The following is a 23938-nucleotide window of genomic DNA, read 5'->3' as shown; positions in this document are numbered from 1 at the left end:
GCACCCGTCAGTGGCGGACGTCCGGGAGCGCGCGCACGACGGCTGCCACGGCACCCGCGACCTGGCCCGCGACGACCGGTCCGCCGGACGACGCGACGGTCGCGGCGGCACCGTGCAGCCAGGACCCGACCGAGGCGGCGTCGTACGGCGTGAGGCCGGCGGCCAGCAGCGCGCCGACGAGCCCGGACAGCACGTCGCCGGCCCCCGCGGTGGCCAGCCAGGGCACGCCGGTCGTCGTCGCACGGACGCGCCCGTCGGGCGTGGCGACCAGCGTGTGGCGGCCCTTGAGCAGGACGACGGCGTCGTACTGCTCGGCCGCACGGCTCACGTGCGCCAGGGGCGCCTCCTCGACCTCGTCCCGCTCGACGTCGAGCATCCGGGCGAGCTCGCCGGCGTGCGGCGTCAGCACGGCGGGGACGCCGAGCGGGCCGTCGACGTGCTGCAGCGCGTCGGCGTCGACCACGAGCGGCACGCCGTCGGCGAGGGCCGCGGACAGCGCCTCGCCCGCCTGCTCGCCGCCACCGGGTCCGACCACCCAGGCCTGCACCCGGCCCTCCCCCACGATCTCGGGGTGCGCCTCGCGGACCTGGCGGGCGACGGTCTCGTCGCCGACGTAGCGGACCATCCCGCACAGGCCGGTCGCGGCACCGCCGGCGCACAGCAGCGCCGCGCCGGGGTACGTCGCCGAGCCGGCGCGCAGCCCGACGACGCCGCGGGAGTACTTCTGGGCGTCCGGCGCCGGTCGCGGCAGCAGCGCCGCCACGTCGTCCGGCTGCAGCGCCTCGAGCGCCGGGGCGGGCAGGTCGAGACCCAGGTCGACGAGGTGGACCGCGCCGCACGCGGCCGCGGCGGGGTCGGCCAGGTGCGCGACCTTGTGGGTGCCGAAGGTGACGGTGAGGTCGGCCGTGACGTGCGGCCCGGCCAGCTCGCCGCTGTCGACGTCCACCCCGGACGGCACGTCGACCGCGACGACCGGGACGCCGTCGAGGCCGTCCAGCGCGGCGACCGCGTCCGGCCGGAGCCCGGGCCGGCCGCCGATCCCGACGATGCCGTCGACGACGACGTCCGGGCGGACGCCTCGGTCGCCGGCGTCGCCTCGTGTGCCTGAGGACGCGCCGGGGCGCGTCGTGGGGCACACGACCCCGCCGGCCGCCCGCAGCGCGGCCAGCCCCGCGGCGTGCGGCGTCTCCGAGAGGAGCACCGCCTCGACGGCGCAGCCTCTGCGGGCGAGCAGCGCCCCGGCGTACAGCGCGTCACCGCCGTTGTCCCCCGACCCGACGAGCAGCCGCACCCGGCGGCCGTACGCCGACCCGAGCAGGTCCAGCACGGCGTAGGCCAGCCCGGCGGCGGCCCGCTGCATCAGCGCGCCCTCGGGCAGTCTCGCCAGCAGCTCGGCCTCCGCGGCCCGGACCTGCTCCACCGTGTGCGCCTGCCTCATGCGGCCACGCTAGTCGTCGCCGCCCCTGTTGGGCCGGCGACCAGGCCGGCGTGCGCCCTCCCGCTGCTTCATCACGGGATGCAGGTGAAGCGCGGCTTCCCACGGTGAGCTCGCCGTGGGAACCTCCACGCCGACTGCATCCCGTGATGAAGCAGAGGCGCGAGCGCCAGCGGACCAAGGCCCTCAGGACTCCAGCACCACGACGGCGGACGCGATGCCGGCGTCGTGGGAGAGCGAGACGTGGACGGAGGCGACCCCGAGCTCGTCGGCACGGGCCTGGACGGAGCCGCGGATCACGAGCAGCGGGCGGCCCGACGCCTCGGACACCACCTCGGCGTCGTGCCAGGCGAGGTTGCCCGGCGCCCCGAGCGCCTTGGCGATCGCCTCCTTGGCGGCGAACCGGGCGGCCAGCGAGGCCAGCCGGTGCGAGGCCTCGTCGGGCGTGAAGAGCCGCTCGGCCAGGCCGGGCGTCCGCTCGAGCGACTGCCCGAAGCGCGCCACGTCCACCACGTCGATGCCGACGCCCACGATCGCCACGAGCCGCCGCTGCCCTACTCGACCGTGACGGACTTGGCGAGGTTGCGCGGCTGGTCGACGTCGTGGCCCATCAGCGTCGCGAGCTCGCAGGCGAAGAGCTGCAGCGGCACGACCGCGACCAGGGGCTGCAGGAGCACCGGGACCTTGGGCAGCCGGATCAGCACGTCGGCGTACGGCGCGATCGCCTCGTCCCCGTCCTCGACCAGGCAGATCGTCCGGGCACCACGGGCCCGGACCTCCTGGATGCCGCTGATCATCTTCTCCCGCAGCTGGTCGCGCCCCTGGGGCGGGACGACGCACAGCACCGGGAGGTCCTGCTCGATCAGGGCGATCGGGCCGTGCTTGAGCTCGCCGGCGGCGAAGCCCTCGGCGTGGAGGTAGGCCAGCTCCTTGAGCTTCAGCGCCCCCTCGAGCGCGACCGGGTAGCCCGCGTGCCGCCCCAGGAACAGCACCGAGCGGCTGCCCGTGTGCTCCTTGGCGAGGTCGTAGACCTGCTGCTCGCCGTCGAGCACGCGCTGGATGTGGTCCGGCATCTCGTGCAGCTGGTCGAGCACGTTGCCGATCTCGTCGCCGTACAGCGTGCCCTTGACCTGCGCGAGGTAGAGCGCGAGCAGGTAGCAGGCGACCAGCTGGGTCAGGAAGCCCTTGGTCGACGCGACCCCGATCTCCGGGCCGGCGTGGGTGTAGATCACCGCGTCGGACTCGCGCGGGATCGTCGAGCCGTTGGTGTTGCAGATCGCCAGGACCCGCGAGTGCTGGGTGCGCGCGTGCCGGATCGCCTGCAGGGTGTCGGCGGTCTCGCCGGACTGGCTGATCGCCACCACCAGCGTGGACGGCGTGAGGATCGGGTCGCGGTAGCGGAACTCCGAGGCGAGCTCGACCTCGCACGGCGTGCGGGTCCAGTGCTCGATGGCGTACTTCGCGACCATGCCGGCGTAGAACGACGTCCCGCACGCGATGATGATGATCTTGTCGATCGAGCGCAGCTCTTGGTCCGTCAGGCGCATCTCGTCGAGGTGCAGCAGCCCCTCGGGCGTGCGCCGGCCCAGCAGCGAGTCCGCCACGGCGTGCGGCTGCTCGTGGATCTCCTTGCGCATGAACCAGTCGTGGCCGTCCTTCTCGGCGGCCGACAGGTCCCAGTCGACGTGGTAGCGGCGACCCTCGGACGGCGAGCCGTCGAAGCCGGTCACCTCGACGCCGTCGCGGGTGATCGTGACGACCTGGTCCTGCCCGAGCTCCAGCGCCTCGCGGGTGTGCTCGATGAAGGCCGCCACGTCGGAGCCGAGGAAGTTCTCGCCCTCGCCCAGCCCGACGACGAGCGGCGAGTTGCGGCGCGCGGCCACCACCCGCGACGGGTCCTGCGCGTCGACGGCGACCAGCGTGAAGGCGCCCTCGAGGACCCGGCAGACGTTCTGCATCGCGGTGGTCAGGTCGGCGCCGCTCTCGAGCTCGTTCTCCACGAGGTGGGCCGCGACCTCGGTGTCGGTCTCGGAGACCAGCGTGTGGCCGGCCTTCTCGAGCACCGCCCGCAGCTCGGCGAAGTTCTCGATGATCCCGTTGTGCACGAGCGCGAGCCGCCCGCTGCGGCCCAGGTGCGGGTGCGCGTTGGTGTCGTTGGGGGCGCCGTGGGTGGCCCAGCGGGTGTGCCCGATGCCGGTCGTCGAGGGCACCAGCGGGTGGTCCTGGAGGGCCTTCTCGAGGTTGGCGAGCTTCCCGGCGCGCTTGTCGGAGGCGATCGTGCCCCGGTCGACGAGGGCGATCCCGGCGGAGTCGTAGCCGCGGTACTCGAGCCGTCGCAGCCCCTCGATCACGACGCCCTGTGCCTGCTGCTCCCCGACATAGCCCACGATTCCGCACATGCGCCCCACCCTAGCGACGCGGCCGGACCGACACCCCGCAGGGCGACGGCCGGCCCGGCTGCAACAATCGCCCGCATGTCGCACCACGGGTGGACCCCGCAGGGCGCCGGCGAGGACGCCGGGCGCGAACCCTCCCCCTACATCGAGCTCGACCGCGACGCGTGGGCCGCGCTGGCGCAGGAGACCAGCAGCCCGCTGAGCGCGGAGGAGGTCCGCCGGCTGCGGGGGCTCGGCGACTCCCTCGACATCGACGAGGTGCGCGAGGTCTACCTGCCGCTGTCGCGGATGCTGAGCATGTACGTCGAGTCCGCCGGCCGCCTGCACCTGCGGCAGGAGGAGTTCCTCCACCGCCGCACCCCGCCGCGCACGCCGTTCGTCATCGGCCTCGCCGGCTCGGTCGCCGTCGGCAAGTCGACCACAGCGCGGGTGCTGCAGGAGATGCTCGCCCACTGGCCCGAGCACCCCAACGTGGCGCTGGTGACGACCGACGGGTTCCTCTACCCGAACGCCGAGCTCGAGCGCCGCGGCATCCTGCACCGCAAGGGCTTCCCCGAGTCCTACGACCGCCGGGCGCTGCTGCGCTTCGTCGTCGACATCAAGTCCGGCAAGGACGAGGTCGAGGCCCCGACGTACTCCCACCTCGTCTACGACGTGGTCCCCGAGGAGAAGGTCGTCGTCAAGCGGCCCGACATCGTCATCATCGAGGGCCTCAACGTCCTCCAGCCGGCGCGGGTGCGCGAGGACGGCCGCACCGGCCTCACGCTGAGCGACTTCTTCGACTTCAGCGTCTACGTCGACGCCGGCACCGGCCACATCCGCAACTGGTACGTCGAGCGCTTCCTGCGGCTGCGGGAGACGGCGTTCCGCGACCCCGGCTCCTACTTCGCGAAGTACGGCGCCCTCAGCGCTGACGAGGCGACCGCGGAGGCCGAGCGGATCTGGGACACGATCAACGGGCCGAACCTGAGCCAGAACATCCTGCCCACCCGCTCGCGGGCCACGCTGGTGCTGCGCAAGGACCGCGACCACTCGGTCCGCTACGTGCGGGTCCGCAAGCTCTGAGCGAGCCGCTCAGCCCAGCACCCGGTGCAGGGTGCCCAGGATCTGCCCGGCCAGCTCGTCGTCCAGCACGTCCGGCGCCTCGGCGTCGCGGACCATCACCAGGTTGGCCACGGCGTCGCCGGTGTCGAGGCTGACGAGCGCGAAGTCGACCGCGGGCGCGTCGCACGGCGTCCGGTCGGTGACGGTGATCCGCGAGGTGCTCCGCACCGCGGTGCTGCCGTCGTCGAGGGTGATCTCCTCGGTGACCACCGGCGTGTGCGGGCTGGAGGTCTTCAGGTCCTCGTTCAGCGAGATCGCCGCCACCCAGTCGGCGCTCAGCTGCTCGTTGGCCGCGCGTGCGGCGAGGCCGGTCGCCGAGCGGGTGAAGCCCACGAAGCCCCTGTTCGAGGCCGTGTCGGCCGTCTTGCAGTAGCCGTCGCGGAAGACCGCCGGCCCCGCCACGCCGACGGCCGCCTTGCCGTCCTTGCCGAGGTAGTAGAGCACCGTGTCGCTGCTCTGCGTCGTCCAGTCGTCCGCGCTCGACGGCACCTCGAACATCGCGTTGTCGCCCCGGTCGCCGACCACGAACTGCCCGTCGTCGAAGACGTGCTCGCGCTCGCTGACCGGTGGGGCGGTCGACGAGGGCGACTCCGTGGGGCTCGGCGACGCCGAGGTGCTGGACGGCCCGTCGGCGGCCGGCGCGCCGTCGCGGTGGGTGTACGCCGTCACCGCGACCCCCGTGACCGCCAGCACCGCCAGCGTCGAGACCGCCGCGAGGACCGTCGCCACGCGCGCGCTCGTGCTCCCCGTCATGCGCACTGTCTACCCGGCCCGGCCCGCCTCAACCCCACCGGTGGTCGTTCAGAGCACCTTCTGGACGTCCAGGGAGCGCTCGACCACCCGGTAGCCCAGCCGCTCGTTCACGGCGTTCATCGGCGCGTTCACGCCGGCGTTGCCGGTCTCGACGTAGGCACACTCCGGGTAGAGCTCCAGCACCCTCCGGTGGGTCAGCAGCTTCATGCCCAGCCCGAGCCGGTGGCCGCGGTGCTCCGGGAGCACCATCGTGCCCCCGACCTCGGCGTGCCGCGGGTCCTGGCTCGAGATGCCGAGCTCGGAGAAGCCGCAGGCCCGGCCGTCCGGGTCGACCGCCAGCGCGACCACCCAGGTCCGCCCGGTCGCGCGGGTCCGCTCCTCGTGCTCGTGCAGCCGCTCCGGGGTCCACTCGGCCTCGCGCAGGTCGAGGTCACCGGTGGGGATCAGGCCCATGAAGGCCGACAGCAGGGCGCAGAAGTCGTCGACGTACGCCTCCGGCACGACGTCCTCGAACGGCACGTAGCCGTAGTCCCCCTGGGCGGCCGCGACCTCCTCGTCGAGCGCGGCCCACCGCGGGACGGCCGTGGCGAGGTCCACCAGCTTGGTCTCCTCGTGGCTCGCGACCGGGTAGCCCAGGGCCGCCGCGAAGCCCACCGCCGCGCTGTCCTCGTCGACCGGCGCACGCACGGTGCTGAGGCAGGTCGTGCGCCCCGCGTTCCGCACCCGCTCCTCCAGGTCGGCGAGGAGCGCCCGGCCGAGGCCGCGGCGCCGGTGCTCGGGGGGCACCCAGACGTCGACCTGCGCCAGGTGGGTGTTGTCGGCGAGGAAGAACCACACCATCCCCGCCCCGACGACCGCGCCGTCCCGGGTCGCGGTCACGAGCTCCTTGCGGCCGTCGCTGCGCTCGCGCGGCAGGGCGACCCGCGAGACCTCCCACACCGGCCACGCGTCGAACGGCCGCTCCGCGCTCGCCGCCCGCCCGGTCTCCCACCACACCCGCAGGGCGGGCTCGTCGTGCACGTCGACCTCACGGATCTCCACGTCGCTCATGGTGGGCGAGCCTAGGCAGGAAGCAGCCCGGCCCGCCTCCGGATATCGGAGGCGGGCCGGGACGGTGGACCGACGTGGTCGGTCGGTGCTGCGGGTCAGGCGACCTCGGAGGCGGCGACGCCCAGCCCCGTGACGGTGACCGGGACGTTGCCGCGCGTGGCCTTGGAGTACGGGCAGACCTGGTGGGCCGCCTCGACGAGCTCCTGGGCCTGCGCGTCGTCGACGCCGGGGATCCTGGCGACGATGTCGGCGGTGATCGCGAAGGACTCGCCCTCGGGACCGAACCCGACGGCGACCTCGACGACCGACCGGGAGGCGTCGACGCCGGCCTTCTTCGCGACCAGGCCGAGCGCACCCTGGAAGCAGGCGCCGTAGCCGACGGCGAACAGCTGCTCGGGGTTGGTGCCCGTGCCGGGCCCACCCGTCTCCTTGGGCGCGGTCAGCTGCAGGTCGAGGACGCCGTCCTCGGACACCGCGTGGCCGGCGCGACCGCCGGTGACGTGGGCGCGGGCGGTGTAGACGATCTTCTCAGGGGTGTTGGTCATGCCATTTTCAACCACGGTGGGCGCGCGTTGATTCCGGGAGGAGCGGATCGGCGGGTCAGCGCAGCGTGAGCTGACGGCGTACGACGTCGGCCAGCCGGTTCGCGACGGCCTCGGCCTCGTCGTGGGTGGCCGCCTCGACCATCACCCGCACCAGCGGCTCGGTGCCCGACTGGCGCAGCAGCACCCGACCGGTGTCGCCGAGCGCAGCCTCCTCCTCGGAGAGCGCGGCGGCGAGCACGGCGTCCTCGTCGACCCGCGACTTGTCCACGTCGGGGACGTTCACGAGCACCTGGGGCAGCCGGTTGACGACGGACGCGAGCGACTGGAGCGTCTGCCCGGTGGCGGCCATCCGCTCGAGCACGTGCAGCGCCGCGAGCGTGCCGTCGCCGGTGGTGGCGTGCTCGCTCATGATCACGTGGCCGGACTGCTCACCGCCGAGGGAGTAGCCGGAGACCCGCATCGCCTCGAGGACGTAGCGGTCCCCCACCTTGGTCTGGCGGACGCCGAGACCGGCGGCCTTCATGGCCTGCACGAAGCCGAGGTTGCTCATCACGGTGGCGACGACCGTGTCCTTGACGAGGTGGCCGTTGAGCGCGAGGGACAGCGCGAGGACGGCCAGGATCTGGTCGCCGTCGACGACGTTGCCCTCGTGGTCGACCGCGAGCACCCGGTCGGCGTCGCCGTCGAGCGCGAAGCCGCAGTCGGCGCCGTGCTCGAGCACCGCCGCCTGGAGCGGTGCCAGGTGGGTCGATCCGCAGTTGTCGTTGATGTTGAGGCCGTCGGGCTGGTCGTGGATCGCGATCACGGTCGCGCCGGCCTCCCGCAGCGCCATCGGGCCCGACGCGTGGGCGGCACCCTCGGCGCAGTCGAGGACGACGGTGAGCCCGTCGAGGCGGCGGCTCAGGGTGCCGTCGAGGTGGGCGGCGTACTCCGCCACGGCGGTGGGGTACGCCGAGACCCGGCCGACGTCGCCGCCGGTGGGGCGGTCCCAGTCCTCGTGGAGGTGCCGCTCGATCTCGGCCTCCACGGCGTCGTCGAGCTTGAGGCCGCCGCGGGCGAGGAACTTGATGCCGTTGTCGGGCATCGCGTTGTGCGAGGCGGAGAGCATCACGCCGAGGTCCGCGTGCAGGGCACCGGTCAGGTGCGCCACCGCCGGGGTGGGCAGCACCCCGAGGAGCAGCACGTCGACACCGGCGGAGGCCAGCCCGGCCACCACCGCCGCCTCGAGGAACTGGCCGGAGATGCGCGTGTCCCGGCCGACCACGGCGAGCGGGCGGTGACCCGCGAACTCGCCCCTGTCGGCCAGGACACGTGCTGCTGCAACGGAAAGGTCCAGGGCCAGCTCAGCGGTCAGATGACCGTTGGCCAGGCCCCGGACCCCGTCCGTGCCGAAGAGTCGCGTCATGGACGCAACGCTAGTTGATCAGCGCTTGCTGAACTGCGGCGCCTTACGCGCCTTCTTGAGACCGGCCTTCTTGCGCTCGATGACGCGGGCGTCGCGCGTGAGCAGCCCGGCCTTCTTGAGCGAGGGGCGGTTGGTCTCGGTGTCGATCGCGTTCAGGCAGCGGGCCACGCCGAGGCGCAGGGCGCCGGCCTGACCGGTGATGCCGCCGCCGTGGATGCGGGCGATGACGTCGAAGCGGTCCATCAGGTCGAGGTTCGCGAAGGGCTCGTTCACGACCTGCTGGTGCAGCTTGTTCGGGAAGTAGGAGTCCAGGGTGCGGCCGTTGACGGTCCACACGCCGGTGCCGGGGACGATGCGGACACGCGCCACGGCCTCCTTGCGACGGCCGGTGGCCGCGGCGGGAGCGATCGTCGCGGGACGCAGCGGGGCGTCGGCGGACGGGGCGCTCTCGGAGCTGTAGGCGACGCCCTGCTCGTTGGTCTCGAAGGTCTCCTCGACCTCGCCACCCTGGTTGGTGGTGTTCTCGGTGCTCTCGGTGGTCTCAGCCACGGTATTCCTCACTCAGTCTTTCTCGGGGATGCCAGTGGATTACTGGGAGACCTGGACGATCTCGAAGGGCTTGGCCTGCTGGGCCTCGTGCGGGTGCGTGGGGCCGGAGTAGACCTTCAGCTTCTTCAGGACCTGACGGCCGAGGCGGTTCTTGGGGAGCATGCCCCAGACCGCGTTCTCGATCGCCTTGCGGGCGTCCTTCTCGAGGAGCTCGCCGATGGGGGTGGCCGAGAGGCCGCCCGGGTAACCGGAGTGGCGGTACGCCATCTTGGTGGTCTTCTTGGTGCCCGAGAGGGCGACCTTCTCCGCGTTGATGATGATGACGAAGTCACCGGCGTCGACGTGGGGCGCGAAGATCGGCTTGTGCTTGCCACGGAGCAGGTTGGCGGTCTGGACGGCGAGGCGTCCGAGGACCACGTCGGTGGCGTCGATGACGTGCCAGTCTCGCTGGATGTCACCGGGCTTGGGGCTGTACGTGCGCACGGCTGGTCTACCTTCTTCGTTCGTAGGACCCGACCGGGTGCTCCGGTCGGAGGGTGGAGCGGCGACTTTCTGACGAACACGGCCCGGCCTGGCACCTCCGTGGGAGGTGGTGTCCGGGACTGCACCCCGACCGAACAGCGAGAGGTCTGGGCGCGGCAGGAGTCGCGACTGTCGAGGGTACGGCGCGGCGTGCACGCGGGTCAAAACGGGGCTCGCGGGGGTCCGCGGCCCCGCCCGCAGGCTCAGCACCCGGACGGGTGGGTTCGCACGACTTCGCAACGCAGACTAAGTTGTGACGGTGACTGAATCTCTCACCGTCCGTGACAACCGCACCGGACAGGAGTACGACGTCCCGATCCTCGACGGCACCATCAAGGCCGCCGACATCGGGAAGATCAAGGCCGGGGAGGACACCCCGGGCCTCGCCGTCTACGACCCGGGCTTCGTGAACACCGCCTCGTGCCGCAGCGCCGTCACCTACATCGACGGCGAGAAGGGCATCCTCGAGTACCGCGGCTACCCGATCGAGCAGCTGGCGGAGAAGTCGAACTTCCTCGAGGTCGCCTACCTGCTCAACCACGGGAAGCTGCCCTCCAAGGAGGAGTACGACTCCTGGGTGCACGAGATCACCTACCACACGTTCGTGCACGAGAACGTCAAGAGCTTCATGGAGGGCTTCCGCTACGACGCCCACCCCATGGGCATGCTGATGGCCTCCGTCGGCGCGCTCTCGACGTTCTACCCCGACGCCCGCAACATCAGCGACGCCGAGAACCGCCACATGCAGATCGTCCGCATGATCGCGAAGATGCCGACGCTGGGTGCCTGGTCGTTCCGCCACGCGCAGGGCAAGCCGTTCGTCTACCCGGACAACGACCTGGGCTACACCGCGAACTTCCTCTCGATGCTGTTCAAGATGAGCGAGCGCAAGTTCGAGGCCGACGAGCGGCTGGTCAAGGCCCTCGACGTCCTCTTCATCCTGCACGCCGACCACGAGCAGAACTGCTCGACCAACGCGGTCCGCTCGGTCGGCTCCTCGCAGGTCGACCCGTACTCCGCGGTCTCCGCCGGCGTCGCAGCCCTCTACGGCCCGCTGCACGGTGGCGCCAACGAGGCCGTGCTGCGGATGCTGCGGCGCATCGGCTCGAAGGAGAACATCCCGGCGTTCATCGAGGGTGTGAAGAACGGCAACGAGAAGCTCATGGGCTTCGGGCACCGCGTCTACAAGAACTTCGACCCGCGCGCGACGATCATCAAGAAGGCCTGCGACGACGTCTTCGAGGTCACCGGGGTCAACCCCCTCCTCGAGATCGCCAAGGAGCTCGAGAAGATCGCCCTCGAGGACGAGTACTTCATCAAGCGCAAGCTCTACCCCAACGTCGACTTCTACTCCGGGCTCATCTACGAGGCGTTCCAGTTCCCGCCCGAGATGTTCACCGTCCTCTTCGCCATCGGCCGCACCCCCGGCTGGCTCGCGCAGTGGTCCGAGCTCGTGGACGACAAGGAGCAGAAGATCGCGCGTCCGAAGCAGATCTACACCGGCGACCGCACGCTCGACTTCGTGCCCGCGTCCGAGCGTTGGGCTTGAGCTCCGCTCAAGCCCAACGCTCGGACGGCTCCGGGCCAGGTCGAGCAGCGGCACGGCTGAGCGTGCGAAGCCGTGACCCGCGTGTCGAGACCCAGTAGATGACCGGTCTCATCAGCCGCACACCAGCAGCCGTCGTCTTCGACCTCGGCAACGTGCTGATCGACTGGCAGCCGCACGCGGCGGTGGCGGCGGGCGTGGGGGCGGCCGAGGCCGAGCGCTTCCTGGCTGCCGACGACTTCGACTTCCGGGCCTACAACCACGGCCCCGACTCGGGTGACTCGTGGGAGCACGCGGAGGCCGAGGTGGCGCGGACGCACCCGCACTGGGCCGAGCACGCCCGCGCCTACCGCACCCACTTCCCGCTGTCGCTGGTCGGCGAGGTGCCCGGGACCGCCGACGTCGTGCGCGACCTGCGCGCCGCGGGCGTCCCGGCGCTGGGCCTGACCAACTGGTCGCACGAGCTCTACCCGCACGCGCCGCGGATGTTCGAGGTCCTCGCACTCCTCGACGACGTGGTCGTGTCCGGCACCGAGGGCGTCGCCAAGCCGGACCCGCGCGTCTACGAGATCGCGGCCGAGCGGGCGGGGCTCCCCCTCGACGCGCTCGCCTTCGTCGACGACCGCGCCGACAACGTCGAGGCCGCGCTCGCGCTCGGGATGGCCGGCGTGCTGTTCACCGACGCCGCCACCCTCCGCACGGACCTGCGCGCGCTCGGCCTCCCCGTCTGAGCGACCGGGCCGCGGCCGGCTAGCCCGGCCGCGTCACGACCACCGGACGGCGTACGCCGGGACCGCGCGTGGGGTCGATCCGCAGCCAGGCCCGGGCCCCGTCCTCGACCCGTCGGCCCGCGGCCGTGAGCCTCAGGTGCACCCGCTGCGCCGTCCCGGCGAGCAGGTCGACCCGGCCCCGCGCCAGCACCCGCCCGTCGCGACCGGCGCTGCGCACCACCACGAAGCCCGAGCCGGGCATGGAGGACACGATCCGCACCCCCAGCCGTGAGGGCCGCGCCACGACCAGCGGGGCGACCGACGCGGTCGTCGACCCGGGCTGGACCGTGACCGACGCGGTGGAGCTGTTGTTGCCGGGGTCCGCGTCGACCGAGGTCGAGGTGACGGTGGCGGTGTTCACCACGACCAGCGGGTCCACGGTGCCCCGGGTCTCCACGGTCGTCCGGTCACCCAGGCACTCGAGGTCCACGGTCGCCGTCTGTGCGGCGGCGGTGGTGTTGAGCAGGCGGAAGGCGCGCGCCTTGAGCCGCGGGTCGTTGCCGAGGCTCTGCACGCCGGCGGGCAGCGACCAGGTCCCGACGACGCCCTTGGCCTGGTCGGCGCAGGTGACCTGCTCCTCGACCGTCGCGCCGGCCGGCACCGAGACCGTGCGCACCACGTGGGCCAGGACCAGGTCGTGCGTGTGGCCCAGCACTGCCGACGTGGTCGTCCGCAGGCACCGCACCGAGAGCGTCGCGGTCGTCGGCGCGGCCACGTCCATCGTGAACGCCCAGCCGTTGCCGGCCGCCGGCTCCGAGCCCGCCAGCGTCGCCGCGCCCCCGGACAGCGAGAAGCCCGGCGCGACCGGCGCGGTCCCTGTCGGGCACGCCACCGAGGCGGTACGCCGGCCCGCCGGCCAGGCCTGGGTGGTGGCGACGACCGCCGCGTCGGCGGACAGGGCGTGGCGGTGCCGGCTGGCGCCGCCGTCCTGCCGGTCGGCGTACTCCGTGAGGCCCGGCAGGCAGACCACGAAGCCCTTGGCCTGCGCCCGTCCGGTCGCGTCGTTGCGCACGACGGCCTTCCAGGTCCCGACCGCGGTCGACTCCGAGCTCAGCACCCGCACGTCCGTCGGCGCGCCGGTGCCCTGGTCCACGTGGTCCACGCGCAGGGAGCCGTCGCCGAGGATGTCCCCGGCCCCGCAGGCGACCGTCACCGTCCGGGTCTGGCCGGGATCGAGGTCGACCTGCACCTCGGACTTGTACGGCGTCAGCTCGTGGAAGGCCATGGGGTGCGCCGCCGGGCCGGCGCCGGCGATCGGGTCGGCGACCACCCGCACGGTCAGCACCTTCGCCTGGCCGGGCGTGAGGGTGCCGATCGAGCAGGACACCACGCCCGAGGACTGCGTGCAGGGGCTGCTCGCCGAGTCGAACGTGACGCCGGTGGGCAGGGCGTCGCGGACGACCACGCCGGTCGCGTCGTCGAGTCCGACGTTCTTCGCCTCCAGGGTGTAGGTGACGGTGTCGCCGCCGTGCACCGCCGGGCTCGACGCGGTCTTCACGACGCGCACGTCGGAGCGGTTGGCGCTCGGCGGCGGGGTGGTCGTGGTCGGCGGCAGGCAGGCGCTGCTCGGGTAGAGCCGCTGGTGCGTCTCGTAGTTCGACGAGAACGTCTTCGCGACCATCTGGCCGATCGTGTGGCCGACGCTCGCGATGGTGAGGGCCGCGTTGGGGGCGAGGATCGTGCCGCCCCACGCCGAGCCGACGCTCATCGTCACCGTGGTCGCGGTCGGGAAGTTCCACAGGATCCCGGGCCAGCTCTCCATGACGGAGTCGTTGGCCTGGTAGTACGTGCCGCCCTGCTTGATCCACACCTGGCCCTGCAGCGTCACCGCGCTCCCGGACACGTTGACGAGGACGCCGGAGCCGGCGGGCACGTCGTACCCGATGCCGTTGGCCGAGGTGAGCTGGGCCGGCGTCAGGCTGAACACGTTGAGCGTCGGGTCCGTGCCGGTCAGGACCAGGACCGTGTTGCCCCCGGCCGTGCCGGGCGCCGCGGTGCCGGTCGCCGCCGCGCTCCCCCAGGCGGTCGAGCGCGAGCGCAGGTCGGTGAAGGCCGCCGCGAAGTCGACGGGGTTGCTCGCGAGGTAGGTCCCGCCGCCGTTGAAGTTCACGCCGGACTTCGGGGAGACGTACGCCGACCCCTTCTGCAGATTGAAGTACTGCCCGTGGGTCCCGGCGACCACGAGCGTCGCGGTGCCGGCCGCCGACGTCAGCCGCGTGCCGACGGTCATCCCGCTCGCGTCGAGGTTGCCGCCCCACGCGATCGAGCCCTCGGACTCCGAGCCGCGGTGACCGCTGCCCTCGACGAACTCCGTCCATCCCGTCGCGGCCCCCAGGGGCTGCGTCACGGTCGTGCAGGACGTCGCCACCGCGCGCATTGGCGGGCCGGTCAGCCCGCTCGCCGGCGGCGACGCCGACAGCGCGACGAACGACAGCGCCGTCACCGCGGCGACGGTCGTGGCGGCAGCGATCGCGGCCCGGACCTTCGGGCGAGCGCCGTGCTGACGGCGCGCAGAACCACGGTTCTCCATCGACATGACCCCCCAGTTGGTCGTGGACCTGGAGCGTGGCACGCGGCGCGAACGGCGCCGCCGACTTGAGCAAACGCTGAGGAACCGCTCTGGACCGGAGGGGCGGGGACGACCCGGGGGCCGGCGTCGTCGGGGGTCAGGACCGCCGCGGTCCGACGAGGCCGGCGCGCTCGACCTCGAGCAGCGAGGCACCGTGGCGCTCGGCCTCGAAGGCCTCCTTGCCGCCGCGCAGCCCGAAGAGCCGCTTGCTCCACAGGAGGTAGACGACCGCGAACAGGTTGAGCAGCAGGGCCCCCACCTTGAGCGGGGTGACCGTGTGCAGCAGCTCGTAGACCTCGAGCGGGATGAACACCGAGGTGCCGACGACGGCGACGTACTCGCCCCACCGCTTCATCAGCCAGAGACCGGTCGCCTCGACCAGCTGGAGGACGCCGTACGCCAGCACGCCGAGCGCCACGAGCAGCAGCGTCGAGTGCCGGGCCGACAAGGCCTCCTCGATCAGCTTGACCGGGCCGGTGTCCTCGAGGTCGATGCCGAGGCGGTCGGCGACCGGACGCAGCAGGGGGAGGTACTCCTGGATCACCCGGTCGAGCGAGTGCCGCGCACCGTCGAAGCGGTAGATCCCGTAGGCCAGCGCGACGAGGAGCAGGCCGCGCACCAGCCGCTCCGCGGCCAGCAGCCGCAGGACCAGCGCGTCCTTGAGGGCGTTGCCGCGCAGCACCAGCGGCGCGTCCTCCGCCGGCCCGGAGCCGTGCGGCTCCCCCACGACGAAGTCCTCGCAGCGCAGGCAGCGCCACGCCTCTCCCGCCGGTGTCTCGGCGCTCAGCCGGTCCGCGAGCGCGGCGTCGTCGGGGCGGTAGGTGACGTGGCCGCGCACGCCGCACGAGCGCAGGCTCCAGTCGAAGTGGCGCAGCGGACGGGGCACCCGACCAGCCTAGGACGCGGTGCCACGCGGACGGGTCAGTTCACCCCGCGGTCGCGCCCCTGCCAGTACGGCGCCCGCAGCTCGCGCTTGAGGATCTTGCCCGTGGGGTTGCGCGGCAGCGCCTCCAGGAGGTCGACCGACTTGGGGCACTTGTAGTGCGCGAGCCGGTCGCGGCACCACGCGATCAGCTCCTCCTCGGTGGCCGAGGTGTCCGGCTTCAGCGACACCACGGCCTTCACGGACTCACCCCAGCGGTCGTCCGGGACCCCGATGATCGCGACCTCCATGACGGCCGGGTGCTCGGCCAGGACCCGCTCGATCTCGGGCGAGTAGATGTTCTCCCCGCCGCTGATGATCATGTCCTTGAGCCGGTCCTCGACGAAGAGGAAGCCGCCGTCGTCGACCTTGCCCATGTCCCCGGTGCGGAACCAGCCGTCGTCGGTGATCACGGCCGCCGTCTCCTCGGGCTTGCCGAGGAAGCCCTTCATCAACTGGGGCGTCCGCAGCCAGATCTCGCCGTGCTCGCCGGTCGGGAGGTCCTCCAGCGTGCCCGGGTCGACGATCCGGATGTCGCAGCCCGGCACCGGCCGGCCCGCCGAGACCAGCCGCTCGGGGTGCTCGGCGTCCTTGTGCTCCTCCGGCAGCAGGTGCGTGGCGACGCCCGCGACCTCGGTGAGGCCGTAGACCTGGATGAAGTCGGTCTCCGGCCACGCCTCCATCGCCGCGCGGAGCAGCGGCAGGGGCATCGGCGAGGCGCCGTACGTGTAGGTCTTCAGCGCCCCGAAGAGCTTCACGGCGTCCGGCCCGGACTGCAGCACCTGGGCCAGGACCGCCGGGACCAGGAAGGTGCGGTTGGCCCCGCCGAGGATCGCGCCGGCCAGCGAGGCCGCGTCGGGCTCCCGCGTCATGATGCTCGGGATGCCGTCGTGGATGCCGAAGAGGACGTACGACGACCCGCCGACGTGGAAGAGGGGCATCGACACCATCGACTTGTCGCCGGGCTCGAACTCCCAGCCGTCGTGGGCGTTCAGCGTGTGGGCGACCATGTTGGCGTGGGTGAGCATCACGCCCTTGGGGCGGCCCGTGGTGCCGGAGGAGTACATCACCAGGCAGACGTCCTCGGGGTCGACGTCGTCGGGCCGGGTGACGGGCGCGGAGGCCGCCAGCCAGGCTTCGTAGGCGTCCCCGTCGGCGCCGTCCGGGGTCACCTCGATGACCTCCTCGACGCTCGTGAGGCGGTCGCGGATCTTCTCGACGAGCGGCATCAGCTCGCTGCCGACGACCAGGACCCGGGCGCCGCTGTCGTTGACGGCGTAGTCCACCTCGTCGCCGGCCAGGCGCCAGTTCACGATGGCGTTCGCGGCCCCGAGCGAGCCGGCGGCCAGGCTGATCTCGACGCAGGCCGGGTGGTTCTTGTCGAGGAAGGCGACCACGTCGCCACGCCCGATCCCCAGCCCCTGCAGGCCTCCCGCCGCGCGGCGTACGCGCTCGTCCCACTGCGCCCAGGACCAGGTCCGTCCGCCGTAGGTGATCGCCTCCGCGTCCGGGGTCTCGGTCGCCCAGTGGGCGAGGCGGTCGTCGACGAAGCGCGGCGCGGGTGCGGTCATGGCGCGATTGTGGCGCACGCCACAAAGCCGGGACAACGAGCCGTCCACGGATGCGGCCCCGATTCTTCGGCAAAGGCAAAGGGAGGTCTCAGGAAGGTCACAGGGACGGGCGCCAGAGTCGGTGACATGAACGACACCCCTTCCGTCCCGCCCCCGGGTGACCGGTCGAACGTCCCCACTCCGCCTCCGGCGCAGCCGCAGTATTTCCCCTTCGGTGGCTCGCCGACGCCACCGGCGGCTGCTCCGGAGCAGCGGCGACCCGGACGGACTGCCTTCGCGGCCTCGGTCGTGGCGGCATCCCTGCTCGTGGGCGGGGCGGCGGGGGTGGGCGGCGCCGCCGCCTGGAACGAGTGGCACCCGGCCGGCTCGGACTCCGCCACCGCGTCCCCGTCCGGTCGCACGACCTCCCAGGTCGTCGACACCCCGGCCACCGAGGCCGCCGACCACTCGGTCGAGCAGGTCGCGGCCAAGGTGCTCCCGTCGGTCGTCAAGATCGAGGTCACCGGACCGCAGGAGGCCGGCTCCGGCTCGGGCATCATCCTCAGCTCGGACGGCCAGATCCTCACCAACAACCACGTCGTCGAGCTGGCCGGTGACTCCGGCAAGATCAGCGTCTCGTTCAACGACGGCACGTCGGCCGCGGCCAAGGTGCTCGGCACCGACCCGCTCACCGACACGGCCGTCATCCAGGCCGAGGGCGTCAGCGACCTGACCCCGGCGACGATCGGCAAGTCCGCCGACCTCAAGGTCGGCGAGGGCGTCGTCGCGATCGGCTCCCCGTTCGGTCTCGAGTCGACCGTCACCAGCGGCATCGTCAGCGCGCTCAACCGCCCCGTGGACGTCGGCTCCGACGGACAGGGCAACAGCACGACGTACCCCGCCGTCCAGACCGACGCCGCGATCAACCCCGGCAACAGCGGCGGCCCGCTCGTGGACCTCGACGGCAACGTCGTCGGCATCAACTCCTCGATCCGCACCACCGGCACGTCGTCCGCCTCGGAGGAGAGCGGCTCGATCGGCCTCGGCTTCGCGATCCCGATCGACGAGGTGCTCCCGATCGTCGACCAGATGGTCAAGGGCGAGACCCCGACCCACGCCCGCCTCGGCATCAGCGTCTCCGACGTCGCGGCCAAGGCCGGCAGCGGCGCCGAGGTGACCCAGGGCGCCGAGATCCAGGACGTCAGCGCCGGGTCGACCGCCGCCAACGCGGGCCTGGCCAAGGGCGACGTGATCACCAAGGTCGACGACACCCTGATCACCGGCTCGGACTCGCTCGTCGCGACGATCCGGTCCTACCGGCCCGGCGACAAGGTCACGGTCACCTACGACCACGACGGCAGCACCAAGACCGCCGAGCTGACCCTCGACTCCGACGCGGCGTCGTCCAACTCCTGACCGCACCGAGGACGGCGCTCCCACACGGCGCCGTCTCCCCCCGACGACGGGGCCCCCTGGCAGCCGGTCCGTCTCCTGGCCGCCGTGGGGCCCCGTCGCCCGCTGTCCGCCCGGGGATGGGCCGGGTCCGGACGCACACGAGCCGCCCCCGGTCACCGGGGGCGGCTCGTCGTACGTCGTGGTGCGGGTGTCAGGAGACCTGGCGGAAGTCGATCCACGCGTCGTTCATGCGCTGCACCTGGCCCTGGGTGAACTGGTACATGCAGGAGTCGACGGAGTAGTCCATGAAGTTGTGGACCGGGTCGAGGCCGGGGGCCGGGCAGGTGTCCTCGCCGACGGGGCAGCCGAACTGCGGGTGCGCCTCCTTCGGGGTGTCCTCGACGAAGTCGTTCGAGGCCGAGCAGCCGCCGTTGAAGGTGTGCTGCAGCGCGAACCAGTGGCCGACCTCGTGGGTCAGCGTGTCGCCCTCCGAGTAGTTTGTGGTGTTGCCGCCCGGCATCGACTCGTCGAGCATCACGACGCCGTCGAGGTAGCCGTGGCCGTCGTTGTAGCTCTGCGGGAAGTAGGCCCAGCCGAGCAGGCCGTCGCCGATGTTGCCGGCGTAGACGTTGAGCGTCTCGCTGTCACCCACGTTGAGGGCGTGCTTCATGTCCCGCTCGGTCTTGCCGGGCCCGACGTTGTACCACGCGTCGTTCTGGACGAACTCGAGCGAGGCGAGCGTGAACTTGAAGGGCGACTTCGCCCCGCCGGTGCGGCCGCCGTAGGAGTCGTTCAGCACCTTGATCTGGTCGTTGACCATGCGGGTCCACGCGGCGTTGCTCCGGAAGCCCGCCGGCTTCACGGTCGGCTGCAGCATGTGGAAGGCGACCGGGACGGTCACGCTGCCGGGCTTCATGAGCGGCTGGGTCTTGATCCGCCCGTTGGCGGGCGAGTTGGGGTCCTGGGTCGGCTCGTCGGTCTTCGCGCCGGTCGAGCGGGCGGCGGACGACGAGGTGTGCAGGCACGGGGCCGCGGCGGCGCTGCCGGCGCCGGAGCGCGCGACCGTGGCGGAGGCGAGCGGCGCCAGGCCCCCCACGAGGAAGGCGCCGGCCGCCGTGGCGACCAGGAGTGAGCGGATCTGCAAGCGCATGACGGGGCACGCTTTCTCGAGACGACGGGGGTGGTGGTGCAGGGGCAACCTAACGCCCGGGGCATTTCAGCGGAAGGAAATCGGGCCCACCGGCCGTCACAACGTCTTCTCGAACTCCCCCAGCCGGGCGACCGGCCGGAAGCCGAGCCGCTCGTTGACGCCGATCATGTGGTCGTTGACCTCGGCGTTGTACGTCGTCATCCGCGCCAGGCCGGACGTCTCGTGCTGCAGCTGCGCGAGGTTCGCGACCTTGACCGCGAGGCCGAGCCGGTGCCCCCGGTGGTCGCGGTGCACGAGCGTGCCCCACTGGTAGGCCCGGTCGGGCTCGTGCACCGTCGTGGCGATGTCGGTGTAGGCGACCACCGTGCCGTCCGCGTCCAGCGCGACGGTGTTGTACTTCGTCCGCCCCATCCGAGCGACGGTCTGCTCGCGGTCCCGCATCGCGCCCACGTCGACGGTCTCGGGCTCCAGGTCCATGTCGCCGGTCGGCGCCTCGGTCATCAGCGTCGAGGTGAGCTGCAGCCAGCCCAGCGCGAGCTCGTCGGGCACCGGCCCGACCCACGAGTGCAGGGCGTACGCCGGGTGGTGCGGCGCCGCCTCCGCCGCCAGCCCCGCGAGCAGGTCCTCGTCGACCGGGAGGTCGAGCTGGCGCTGCACGTCCGGCATCATCAGGGCGTACCCGTGGTGGCCCAGGAACTCCGGCCCGGGCTGGCCCGCGCCGGTCGGTCCGACCTCGTGCGCCCACGACGACTCGGCCCCCAGCACCGTCCGGCCCGCGGACCGGGCGACGCCCTCGAGGTGCGCCAGCATCGCGGAGCCGTGACCGCGGCGCCGCTCCGCGGGGTCGACGTCGACGGCCAGGTAGGCGCGGTCCCGGTTGTCCTGGAGCGGCATCGCCAGCCAGCCCGCGCTCACCAGGCGACCGTCCCACCAGCCGGCGTACCCGCTCTCGTCGACCAGCGTGCTGGACGCCTGCAGCTGCGCGCGGAGCTCCTCGCGCTGCCACGGCGTCGCGCTGTCGTCGCGCCCGTGCAGTTGGGAGACGAGGTAGACCGCGTGCCAGGCGTCGAACGCGTCCGCGTCGAAGGGGTCCAGACGGGTGACCTCGAGCGCGCTCACCGGGCCCGCTCCACGCGTCCCTCGTCCCAGACGGGGCCGTCGGACTCGTAGACCGCGCCGTCCGCGCCGTACACGAGGAACCGGTCGAAACCGCGGGCGAACCAGCGGTCGTGCGTGACCGCCAGCACGGTCCCGTCGAAGGCCTCGAGCCCCTCCTCGAGCGCCTCGGCGGACTGCACGTCGAGGTTGTCGGTGGGCTCGTCGAGCAGCAGCAGCGTGGCGCCGCTGAGCTCGAGCATCAGGATCTGGAAGCGGGCCTGCTGGCCGCCGGAGAGCGACTCGAACTTCTGCTCCGAGGCGTGTGCGAGCTCGTAGCGGTCGAGCACCCGCGCCGCCGCCTCGCGGCCCATCCCGGCGCGCCCGTTGGGCGAGCCGTCGCCGCGGTGCAGGATCTCCAGCAGCGTGCGGCCGACCAGCTCGGGGTGCTCGTGCGTCTGCACGAACCAGCCGGGCCGCACCCGGGCGCCGAGCTTGGCCTTGCCGGTGTGGTCGACCGGCTTCACGCTCACGTCACCGACCGGGCGGTGCTCGATGTCGGGGTCGCTGCCGCCGGCGGCCAGGAGCCGCAGGAAGTGCGACTTCCCGGACCCGTTCGAGCCCAGCACGGCCACGCGCTCGCCGTACCAGACCTCGAGGTCGAACGGCTTCATCAGGTTCGTCAGCTCGAGGTCCTCGCAGACCACCGCGCGCTTGCCGGTGCGACCGCCCTTCAGCCGCATCGAGACCTGCTGCTCGCGGGGCTGCTCGGTCGGCGGACCGGCCTCCTCGAACTTGCGGAGCCGGGTCTGGGCGGCGCGGTACTGCGACGCCATGCCGTCGTTGTACTCCGCCTTGATCTTGTAGTGCAGCACCAGCTGCTTGAGCTTCGCGTGCTCCTCGTCCCAGCGCTTGCGGAGCTCCTCGAAGCGGGCGAAGCGGTCCAGGCGGGCCTGGTGGTACGACGCGAAGCCGCCCGGGTGCGTCCACACCGTGTTGCCCGCGGCGCCGAGCTCGACGGTCACCACGCGGGTGGCGGTGTTGTTCAGCAGCTCGCGGTCGTGGCTGATCATCAGGATCGTCTTGTCGGACTCGCGGACCCGGCCCTCGAGCCAGATCTTGCCGGGGACGTCGAGGAAGTTGTCGGGCTCGTCGAGCAGCAGCACCTGGTCGGGCCCGCGGAGCAGGAACTCCAGCACGAGCCGCTTCTGCTCGCCGCCGGAGAGCGTCTTGAGAGAGCGGTACTTCGCCCGGTCGTACGGCAGCGCCAGCGCGGCGATCGCGCAGACGTCCCACGTCACCTCGATGTCGTAGCCGCCGGCGTCGGCGAACTCCGAGAGCGCGTGGGCATAGGCCATCTGCGTCTTCTCGTCGTCGGTCTCCATGAGCGCGAGCTCCCACCGGTCGACGGCGGCCGCCGCGTCGCGGATCCGCGGCGGCGACACGCTGAGCAGCAGGTCCGCGACCGTGGGGTCCTCCCCCAGGCCGGCCCCCACCATCTGCCGCATGACACCGAGCCCGCCGCTGCGCGTCACCGCGCCCGCGTGCGGCACCAGGTCGCCGGTGATGATCCGCAGCAGCGTCGTCTTGCCCGCCCCGTTGGCGCCCACCAGCGCGACCTTGGCCCCCTCGCCGACGCGGAACGACACGTCGTCGAGCAGCACCCGCCCGTCCGGCAGCTCGTACCTGATCCCGGCAACATCCACATGACCCACGTCGACCGATTGTCCGGCATGGATCCGGTGGGGGCGAACCGATTGTTGGCCGGGACGCCAGCGGGACGTCATGCGATGTGGCTGCCCGGGCGACCACATCGCATGACGTCCCGGGGACCGGACGAGAGTCAGCGAGTCGGTGGGCTGCGCACAGGGAGGCCACAGGCTGCGGCGCCATCGTCGAGGCATGACCAGCAACGAGCCCCTCCCCAGCAATCGACGTCCCCCCGAGCCTCCCCCGGGCGCCGGCGGACGTCCCGCCGAGTCCCCCGCCGATTCCCCCGCCGCGACGCAGGCCGGTCGTGCCGCGCGCACCCGCCGCTGGCGGCGCAGCCTGGTCGCCGGCGCGGCCGTCGCGTCGCTCGGCCTCACCGCCGCGTGCGGTGTGGTGGCGAGCGACACGGCGGGGACGTCGTCGTCGGGCTCGACCTCGTCGAGCGGCACGTCCGGCTCGGACAGCTCCGCCACCACGACCTCCCTGGGTTCGGGCTCGTCGAGCACCACGCACGCCACGTCGAGCGGGTCCTGACGTGGTCGCCGCGCACGAGTGGGACCTGTGGAGCACACGGGCCCGCCTGGTCGTGACCAAGCCGGGCGCCCTCGACGAGGCCGTCGGGCGCACCCGGACCCTGCTCGCCGAGGTCGAGGAGGCCGCCAGCAGGTTCCGCGAGGACACCGAGATCCGGCGACTGGTCCCCGGCCCGGACGGCACGGTGCTGGTCTCGCCGATGCTGGCCGACCTCCTCGGGGAGGCCCTGCGGGCCGCCCGCGACACCGACGGCGCGGTCGACCCGACGGTCGCGGCGTCGCTGGCCGCGCTGGGCTACGACCGCGACATCCGCCTGGTCGAGAGCGGCGAGCGACTGGTCGCGCTGGTCCGCCCGGTGCCCGGTTGGGGCCGGTTGCGCCTCGACGGCCGTCGCCTCACCATCCCGCCCGGGCTCGAGCTCGACCTGGGCGCGACCGCGAAGGCGGTGGCCGCCGACCGGGCGGCGGCCCTCGTCGCGGGGCGGCTCGGGACCGGCGTACTCCTCAGCCTCGGCGGCGACATCGCCACCGCCGGGCCGGCCCCGGTCGGGGGGTGGCAGGTCAGCGTCCACGACGCCCCGCACGACCCGGCCGCCCACGTCGCGCTCCCGGCCGGCTCCGCGCTGGCGACGTCGAGCACCGTACGGCGCACCTGGCACCGGCGCGGCCACACCCTGCACCACATCGTCGACCCGGCCACGGGCCTGCCCGCGGACCCGGTGTGGCGGACCGTGAGCGTCGCCGCTCCCACCTGCGCCGCGGCAAACACCGCCGCCACGGCGGCGATCGTCAAGGGGCGCGACGGCTTCGGCTGGCTGCGCCACCGCGGGCTCACGGCCCGCCTGGTCGGCCGCGACGGCCGGGTCCACCTCACCGGCGGCTGGCCCGACGAGCACGAGGGCTCCGCCGCCTGAGGCGGCCGCGGGACGTCATGCGGAC

21 protein-coding genes are annotated in these 23938 nt (G+C 72.7%); 6 read left to right on the top strand and 15 right to left on the bottom strand.

Translation table 11 applies throughout. From position 1 onward, the window contains the following. Positions 1 to 7: 7 nt before the first annotated feature. The 3 genes from H5V45_RS15820 to glmS form a co-directional block, all read right to left on the bottom strand. The gene (locus H5V45_RS15820) at positions 8 to 1438 is read right to left on the bottom strand and encodes an NAD(P)H-hydrate dehydratase (RefSeq protein ID WP_185253812.1); all 1431 of its coding nucleotides are present in this window, start codon (positions 1436 to 1438) and stop codon (positions 8 to 10) included. Positions 1439 to 1621: 183 nt separating this feature from the next. Then, positions 1622 to 1975: a holo-ACP synthase gene (locus tag H5V45_RS15815; RefSeq protein WP_185253811.1), complete on the bottom strand. Its 354-nt coding sequence runs from the start codon at positions 1973 to 1975 to the stop codon at positions 1622 to 1624. Between the two features lie 14 nt (positions 1976 to 1989). After that, the gene (gene glmS / locus H5V45_RS15810; protein ID WP_185253810.1) at positions 1990 to 3834 is read right to left on the bottom strand and encodes a glutamine--fructose-6-phosphate transaminase (isomerizing); all 1845 of its coding nucleotides are present in this window, start codon (positions 3832 to 3834) and stop codon (positions 1990 to 1992) included. Between the two features lie 75 nt (positions 3835 to 3909). Here glmS and coaA point away from each other — a divergent pair, with 75 nt between their 5' ends. Then, positions 3910 to 4896 (top strand): type I pantothenate kinase, encoded by a 987-nt coding sequence (coaA, locus tag H5V45_RS15805; RefSeq protein WP_185253809.1) that lies wholly within the window; start codon positions 3910 to 3912, stop codon positions 4894 to 4896. Between the two features lie 9 nt (positions 4897 to 4905). Here coaA and H5V45_RS15800 read toward each other — a convergent pair whose 3' ends face one another. The 6 genes from H5V45_RS15800 to rplM all read right to left on the bottom strand — a co-directional run bounded on the left by H5V45_RS15800 (position 4906) and on the right by rplM (position 9720). Beyond that, a complete protein-coding gene (locus H5V45_RS15800) occupies positions 4906 to 5688 on the bottom strand; it encodes a DUF8017 domain-containing protein (protein WP_185253808.1) in 783 nt (260 codons plus the stop codon). A 48-nt stretch (positions 5689 to 5736) separates the two neighbouring features. Continuing rightward, positions 5737 to 6738 carry a GNAT family N-acetyltransferase gene (locus H5V45_RS15795; protein ID WP_185253807.1) on the bottom strand — a complete coding sequence of 334 codons (1002 nt, stop codon included), beginning with the start codon at positions 6736 to 6738 and terminating at the stop codon, positions 5737 to 5739. 95 nt (positions 6739 to 6833) lie between these two features. Further along, positions 6834 to 7283: an organic hydroperoxide resistance protein gene (locus H5V45_RS15790; protein ID WP_185253806.1), complete on the bottom strand. Its 450-nt coding sequence runs from the start codon at positions 7281 to 7283 to the stop codon at positions 6834 to 6836. Between the two features lie 55 nt (positions 7284 to 7338). Next, positions 7339 to 8688 (bottom strand): phosphoglucosamine mutase, encoded by a 1350-nt coding sequence (glmM, locus tag H5V45_RS15785; RefSeq protein WP_185253805.1) that lies wholly within the window; start codon positions 8686 to 8688, stop codon positions 7339 to 7341. A gap of 18 nt (positions 8689 to 8706) precedes the next feature. After that, positions 8707 to 9249 (bottom strand): 30S ribosomal protein S9, encoded by a 543-nt coding sequence (gene rpsI, locus H5V45_RS15780; protein ID WP_425491446.1) that lies wholly within the window; start codon positions 9247 to 9249, stop codon positions 8707 to 8709. A gap of 27 nt (positions 9250 to 9276) precedes the next feature. Then, positions 9277 to 9720, bottom strand: a complete 444-nt coding sequence (gene rplM, locus H5V45_RS15775) for a 50S ribosomal protein L13 (RefSeq protein ID WP_185253803.1) — start codon at positions 9718 to 9720, stop codon at positions 9277 to 9279. Between the two features lie 298 nt (positions 9721 to 10018). Between rplM and H5V45_RS15770 the strand changes: the two genes are divergently transcribed. Both H5V45_RS15770 and H5V45_RS15765 read left to right on the top strand, forming a co-directional pair. Further along, positions 10019 to 11308, top strand: a complete 1290-nt coding sequence (locus tag H5V45_RS15770; RefSeq protein WP_185253802.1) for a citrate synthase — start codon at positions 10019 to 10021, stop codon at positions 11306 to 11308. A gap of 98 nt (positions 11309 to 11406) precedes the next feature. Continuing rightward, positions 11407 to 12036, top strand: coding sequence for an HAD family hydrolase (locus tag H5V45_RS15765; protein ID WP_185253801.1), 630 nt, complete (start codon positions 11407 to 11409; stop codon positions 12034 to 12036). Between the two features lie 19 nt (positions 12037 to 12055). Here the strand turns inward: H5V45_RS15765 and H5V45_RS15760 are convergent, their stop codons facing one another. The 3 genes from H5V45_RS15760 to H5V45_RS15750 all read right to left on the bottom strand — a co-directional run bounded on the left by H5V45_RS15760 (position 12056) and on the right by H5V45_RS15750 (position 17137). Continuing rightward, a complete protein-coding gene (locus H5V45_RS15760; RefSeq protein ID WP_185253800.1) occupies positions 12056 to 14611 on the bottom strand; it encodes a choice-of-anchor A family protein in 2556 nt (851 codons plus the stop codon). Between the two features lie 130 nt (positions 14612 to 14741). Further along, positions 14742 to 15530 (bottom strand): DUF2127 domain-containing protein, encoded by a 789-nt coding sequence (locus H5V45_RS21965; RefSeq protein WP_221634027.1) that lies wholly within the window; start codon positions 15528 to 15530, stop codon positions 14742 to 14744. Between the two features lie 35 nt (positions 15531 to 15565). Further along, the gene (locus tag H5V45_RS15750; protein ID WP_185253799.1) at positions 15566 to 17137 is read right to left on the bottom strand and encodes a long-chain-fatty-acid--CoA ligase; all 1572 of its coding nucleotides are present in this window, start codon (positions 17135 to 17137) and stop codon (positions 15566 to 15568) included. Positions 17138 to 17425: 288 nt separating this feature from the next. Between H5V45_RS15750 and H5V45_RS15745 the strand changes: the two genes are divergently transcribed. After that, a complete protein-coding gene (locus H5V45_RS15745) occupies positions 17426 to 18532 on the top strand; it encodes a S1C family serine protease (protein WP_343061587.1) in 1107 nt (368 codons plus the stop codon). A gap of 190 nt (positions 18533 to 18722) precedes the next feature. Here the strand turns inward: H5V45_RS15745 and H5V45_RS15740 are convergent, their stop codons facing one another. The 3 genes from H5V45_RS15740 to H5V45_RS15730 form a co-directional block, all read right to left on the bottom strand. Further along, positions 18723 to 19661, bottom strand: coding sequence for a zinc metalloprotease (locus H5V45_RS15740; RefSeq protein WP_185253797.1), 939 nt, complete (start codon positions 19659 to 19661; stop codon positions 18723 to 18725). A gap of 96 nt (positions 19662 to 19757) precedes the next feature. Then, complete coding sequence (locus H5V45_RS15735) at positions 19758 to 20780, bottom strand: GNAT family N-acetyltransferase (protein ID WP_185253796.1); 1023 nt, start codon at positions 20778 to 20780, stop codon at positions 19758 to 19760. Continuing rightward, positions 20777 to 22471, bottom strand: coding sequence for an ATP-binding cassette domain-containing protein (locus H5V45_RS15730; RefSeq protein ID WP_185253795.1), 1695 nt, complete (start codon positions 22469 to 22471; stop codon positions 20777 to 20779). The genes H5V45_RS15735 and H5V45_RS15730 overlap by 4 nt, the downstream gene beginning before the upstream one ends. A gap of 187 nt (positions 22472 to 22658) precedes the next feature. Here H5V45_RS15730 and H5V45_RS15725 point away from each other — a divergent pair, with 187 nt between their 5' ends. Together H5V45_RS15725 and H5V45_RS15720 are read left to right on the top strand one after the other, a co-directional pair. Beyond that, complete coding sequence (locus tag H5V45_RS15725; protein WP_185253794.1) at positions 22659 to 23000, top strand: hypothetical protein; 342 nt, start codon at positions 22659 to 22661, stop codon at positions 22998 to 23000. A gap of 1 nt (position 23001) precedes the next feature. Next, positions 23002 to 23913, top strand: coding sequence for an FAD:protein FMN transferase (locus H5V45_RS15720; protein ID WP_185253793.1), 912 nt, complete (start codon positions 23002 to 23004; stop codon positions 23911 to 23913). The last annotated feature ends 25 nt before the right edge of the window (positions 23914 to 23938 follow it).

This window comes from Nocardioides luti (genome assembly GCF_014212315.1).
Lineage (GTDB): Bacteria > Actinomycetota > Actinomycetes > Propionibacteriales > Nocardioidaceae > Nocardioides > Nocardioides luti.
This window is presented reverse-complemented; position numbering and strand designations above follow the sequence as displayed.

Excerpts from the sequence above, each read along its gene's own strand:
- H5V45_RS15820 (WP_185253812.1), bottom strand. The coding sequence starts at position 1,438 with ATGAGGCAGGCGCACACGGTGGAGCAGGTCCGGGCCGCGGAGGCCGAG.
- glmS (WP_185253810.1), bottom strand. The coding sequence starts at position 3,834 with ATGTGCGGAATCGTGGGCTATGTCGGGGAGCAGCAGGCACAGGGCGTC.
- coaA (WP_185253809.1), top strand. The coding sequence starts at position 3,910 with ATGTCGCACCACGGGTGGACCCCGCAGGGCGCCGGCGAGGACGCCGGG.
- H5V45_RS15800 (WP_185253808.1), bottom strand. The coding sequence starts at position 5,688 with ATGACGGGGAGCACGAGCGCGCGCGTGGCGACGGTCCTCGCGGCGGTC.
- H5V45_RS15795 (WP_185253807.1), bottom strand. The coding sequence starts at position 6,738 with ATGAGCGACGTGGAGATCCGTGAGGTCGACGTGCACGACGAGCCCGCC.
- H5V45_RS15790 (WP_185253806.1), bottom strand. The coding sequence starts at position 7,283 with ATGACCAACACCCCTGAGAAGATCGTCTACACCGCCCGCGCCCACGTC.
- glmM (WP_185253805.1), bottom strand. The coding sequence starts at position 8,688 with ATGACGCGACTCTTCGGCACGGACGGGGTCCGGGGCCTGGCCAACGGT.
- H5V45_RS15765 (WP_185253801.1), top strand. The coding sequence starts at position 11,407 with ATGACCGGTCTCATCAGCCGCACACCAGCAGCCGTCGTCTTCGACCTC.
- H5V45_RS15760 (WP_185253800.1), bottom strand. The coding sequence starts at position 14,611 with ATGTCGATGGAGAACCGTGGTTCTGCGCGCCGTCAGCACGGCGCTCGC.
- H5V45_RS15750 (WP_185253799.1), bottom strand. The coding sequence starts at position 17,137 with ATGACCGCACCCGCGCCGCGCTTCGTCGACGACCGCCTCGCCCACTGG.
- H5V45_RS15740 (WP_185253797.1), bottom strand. The coding sequence starts at position 19,661 with ATGCGCTTGCAGATCCGCTCACTCCTGGTCGCCACGGCGGCCGGCGCC.
- H5V45_RS15725 (WP_185253794.1), top strand. The coding sequence starts at position 22,659 with ATGACCAGCAACGAGCCCCTCCCCAGCAATCGACGTCCCCCCGAGCCT.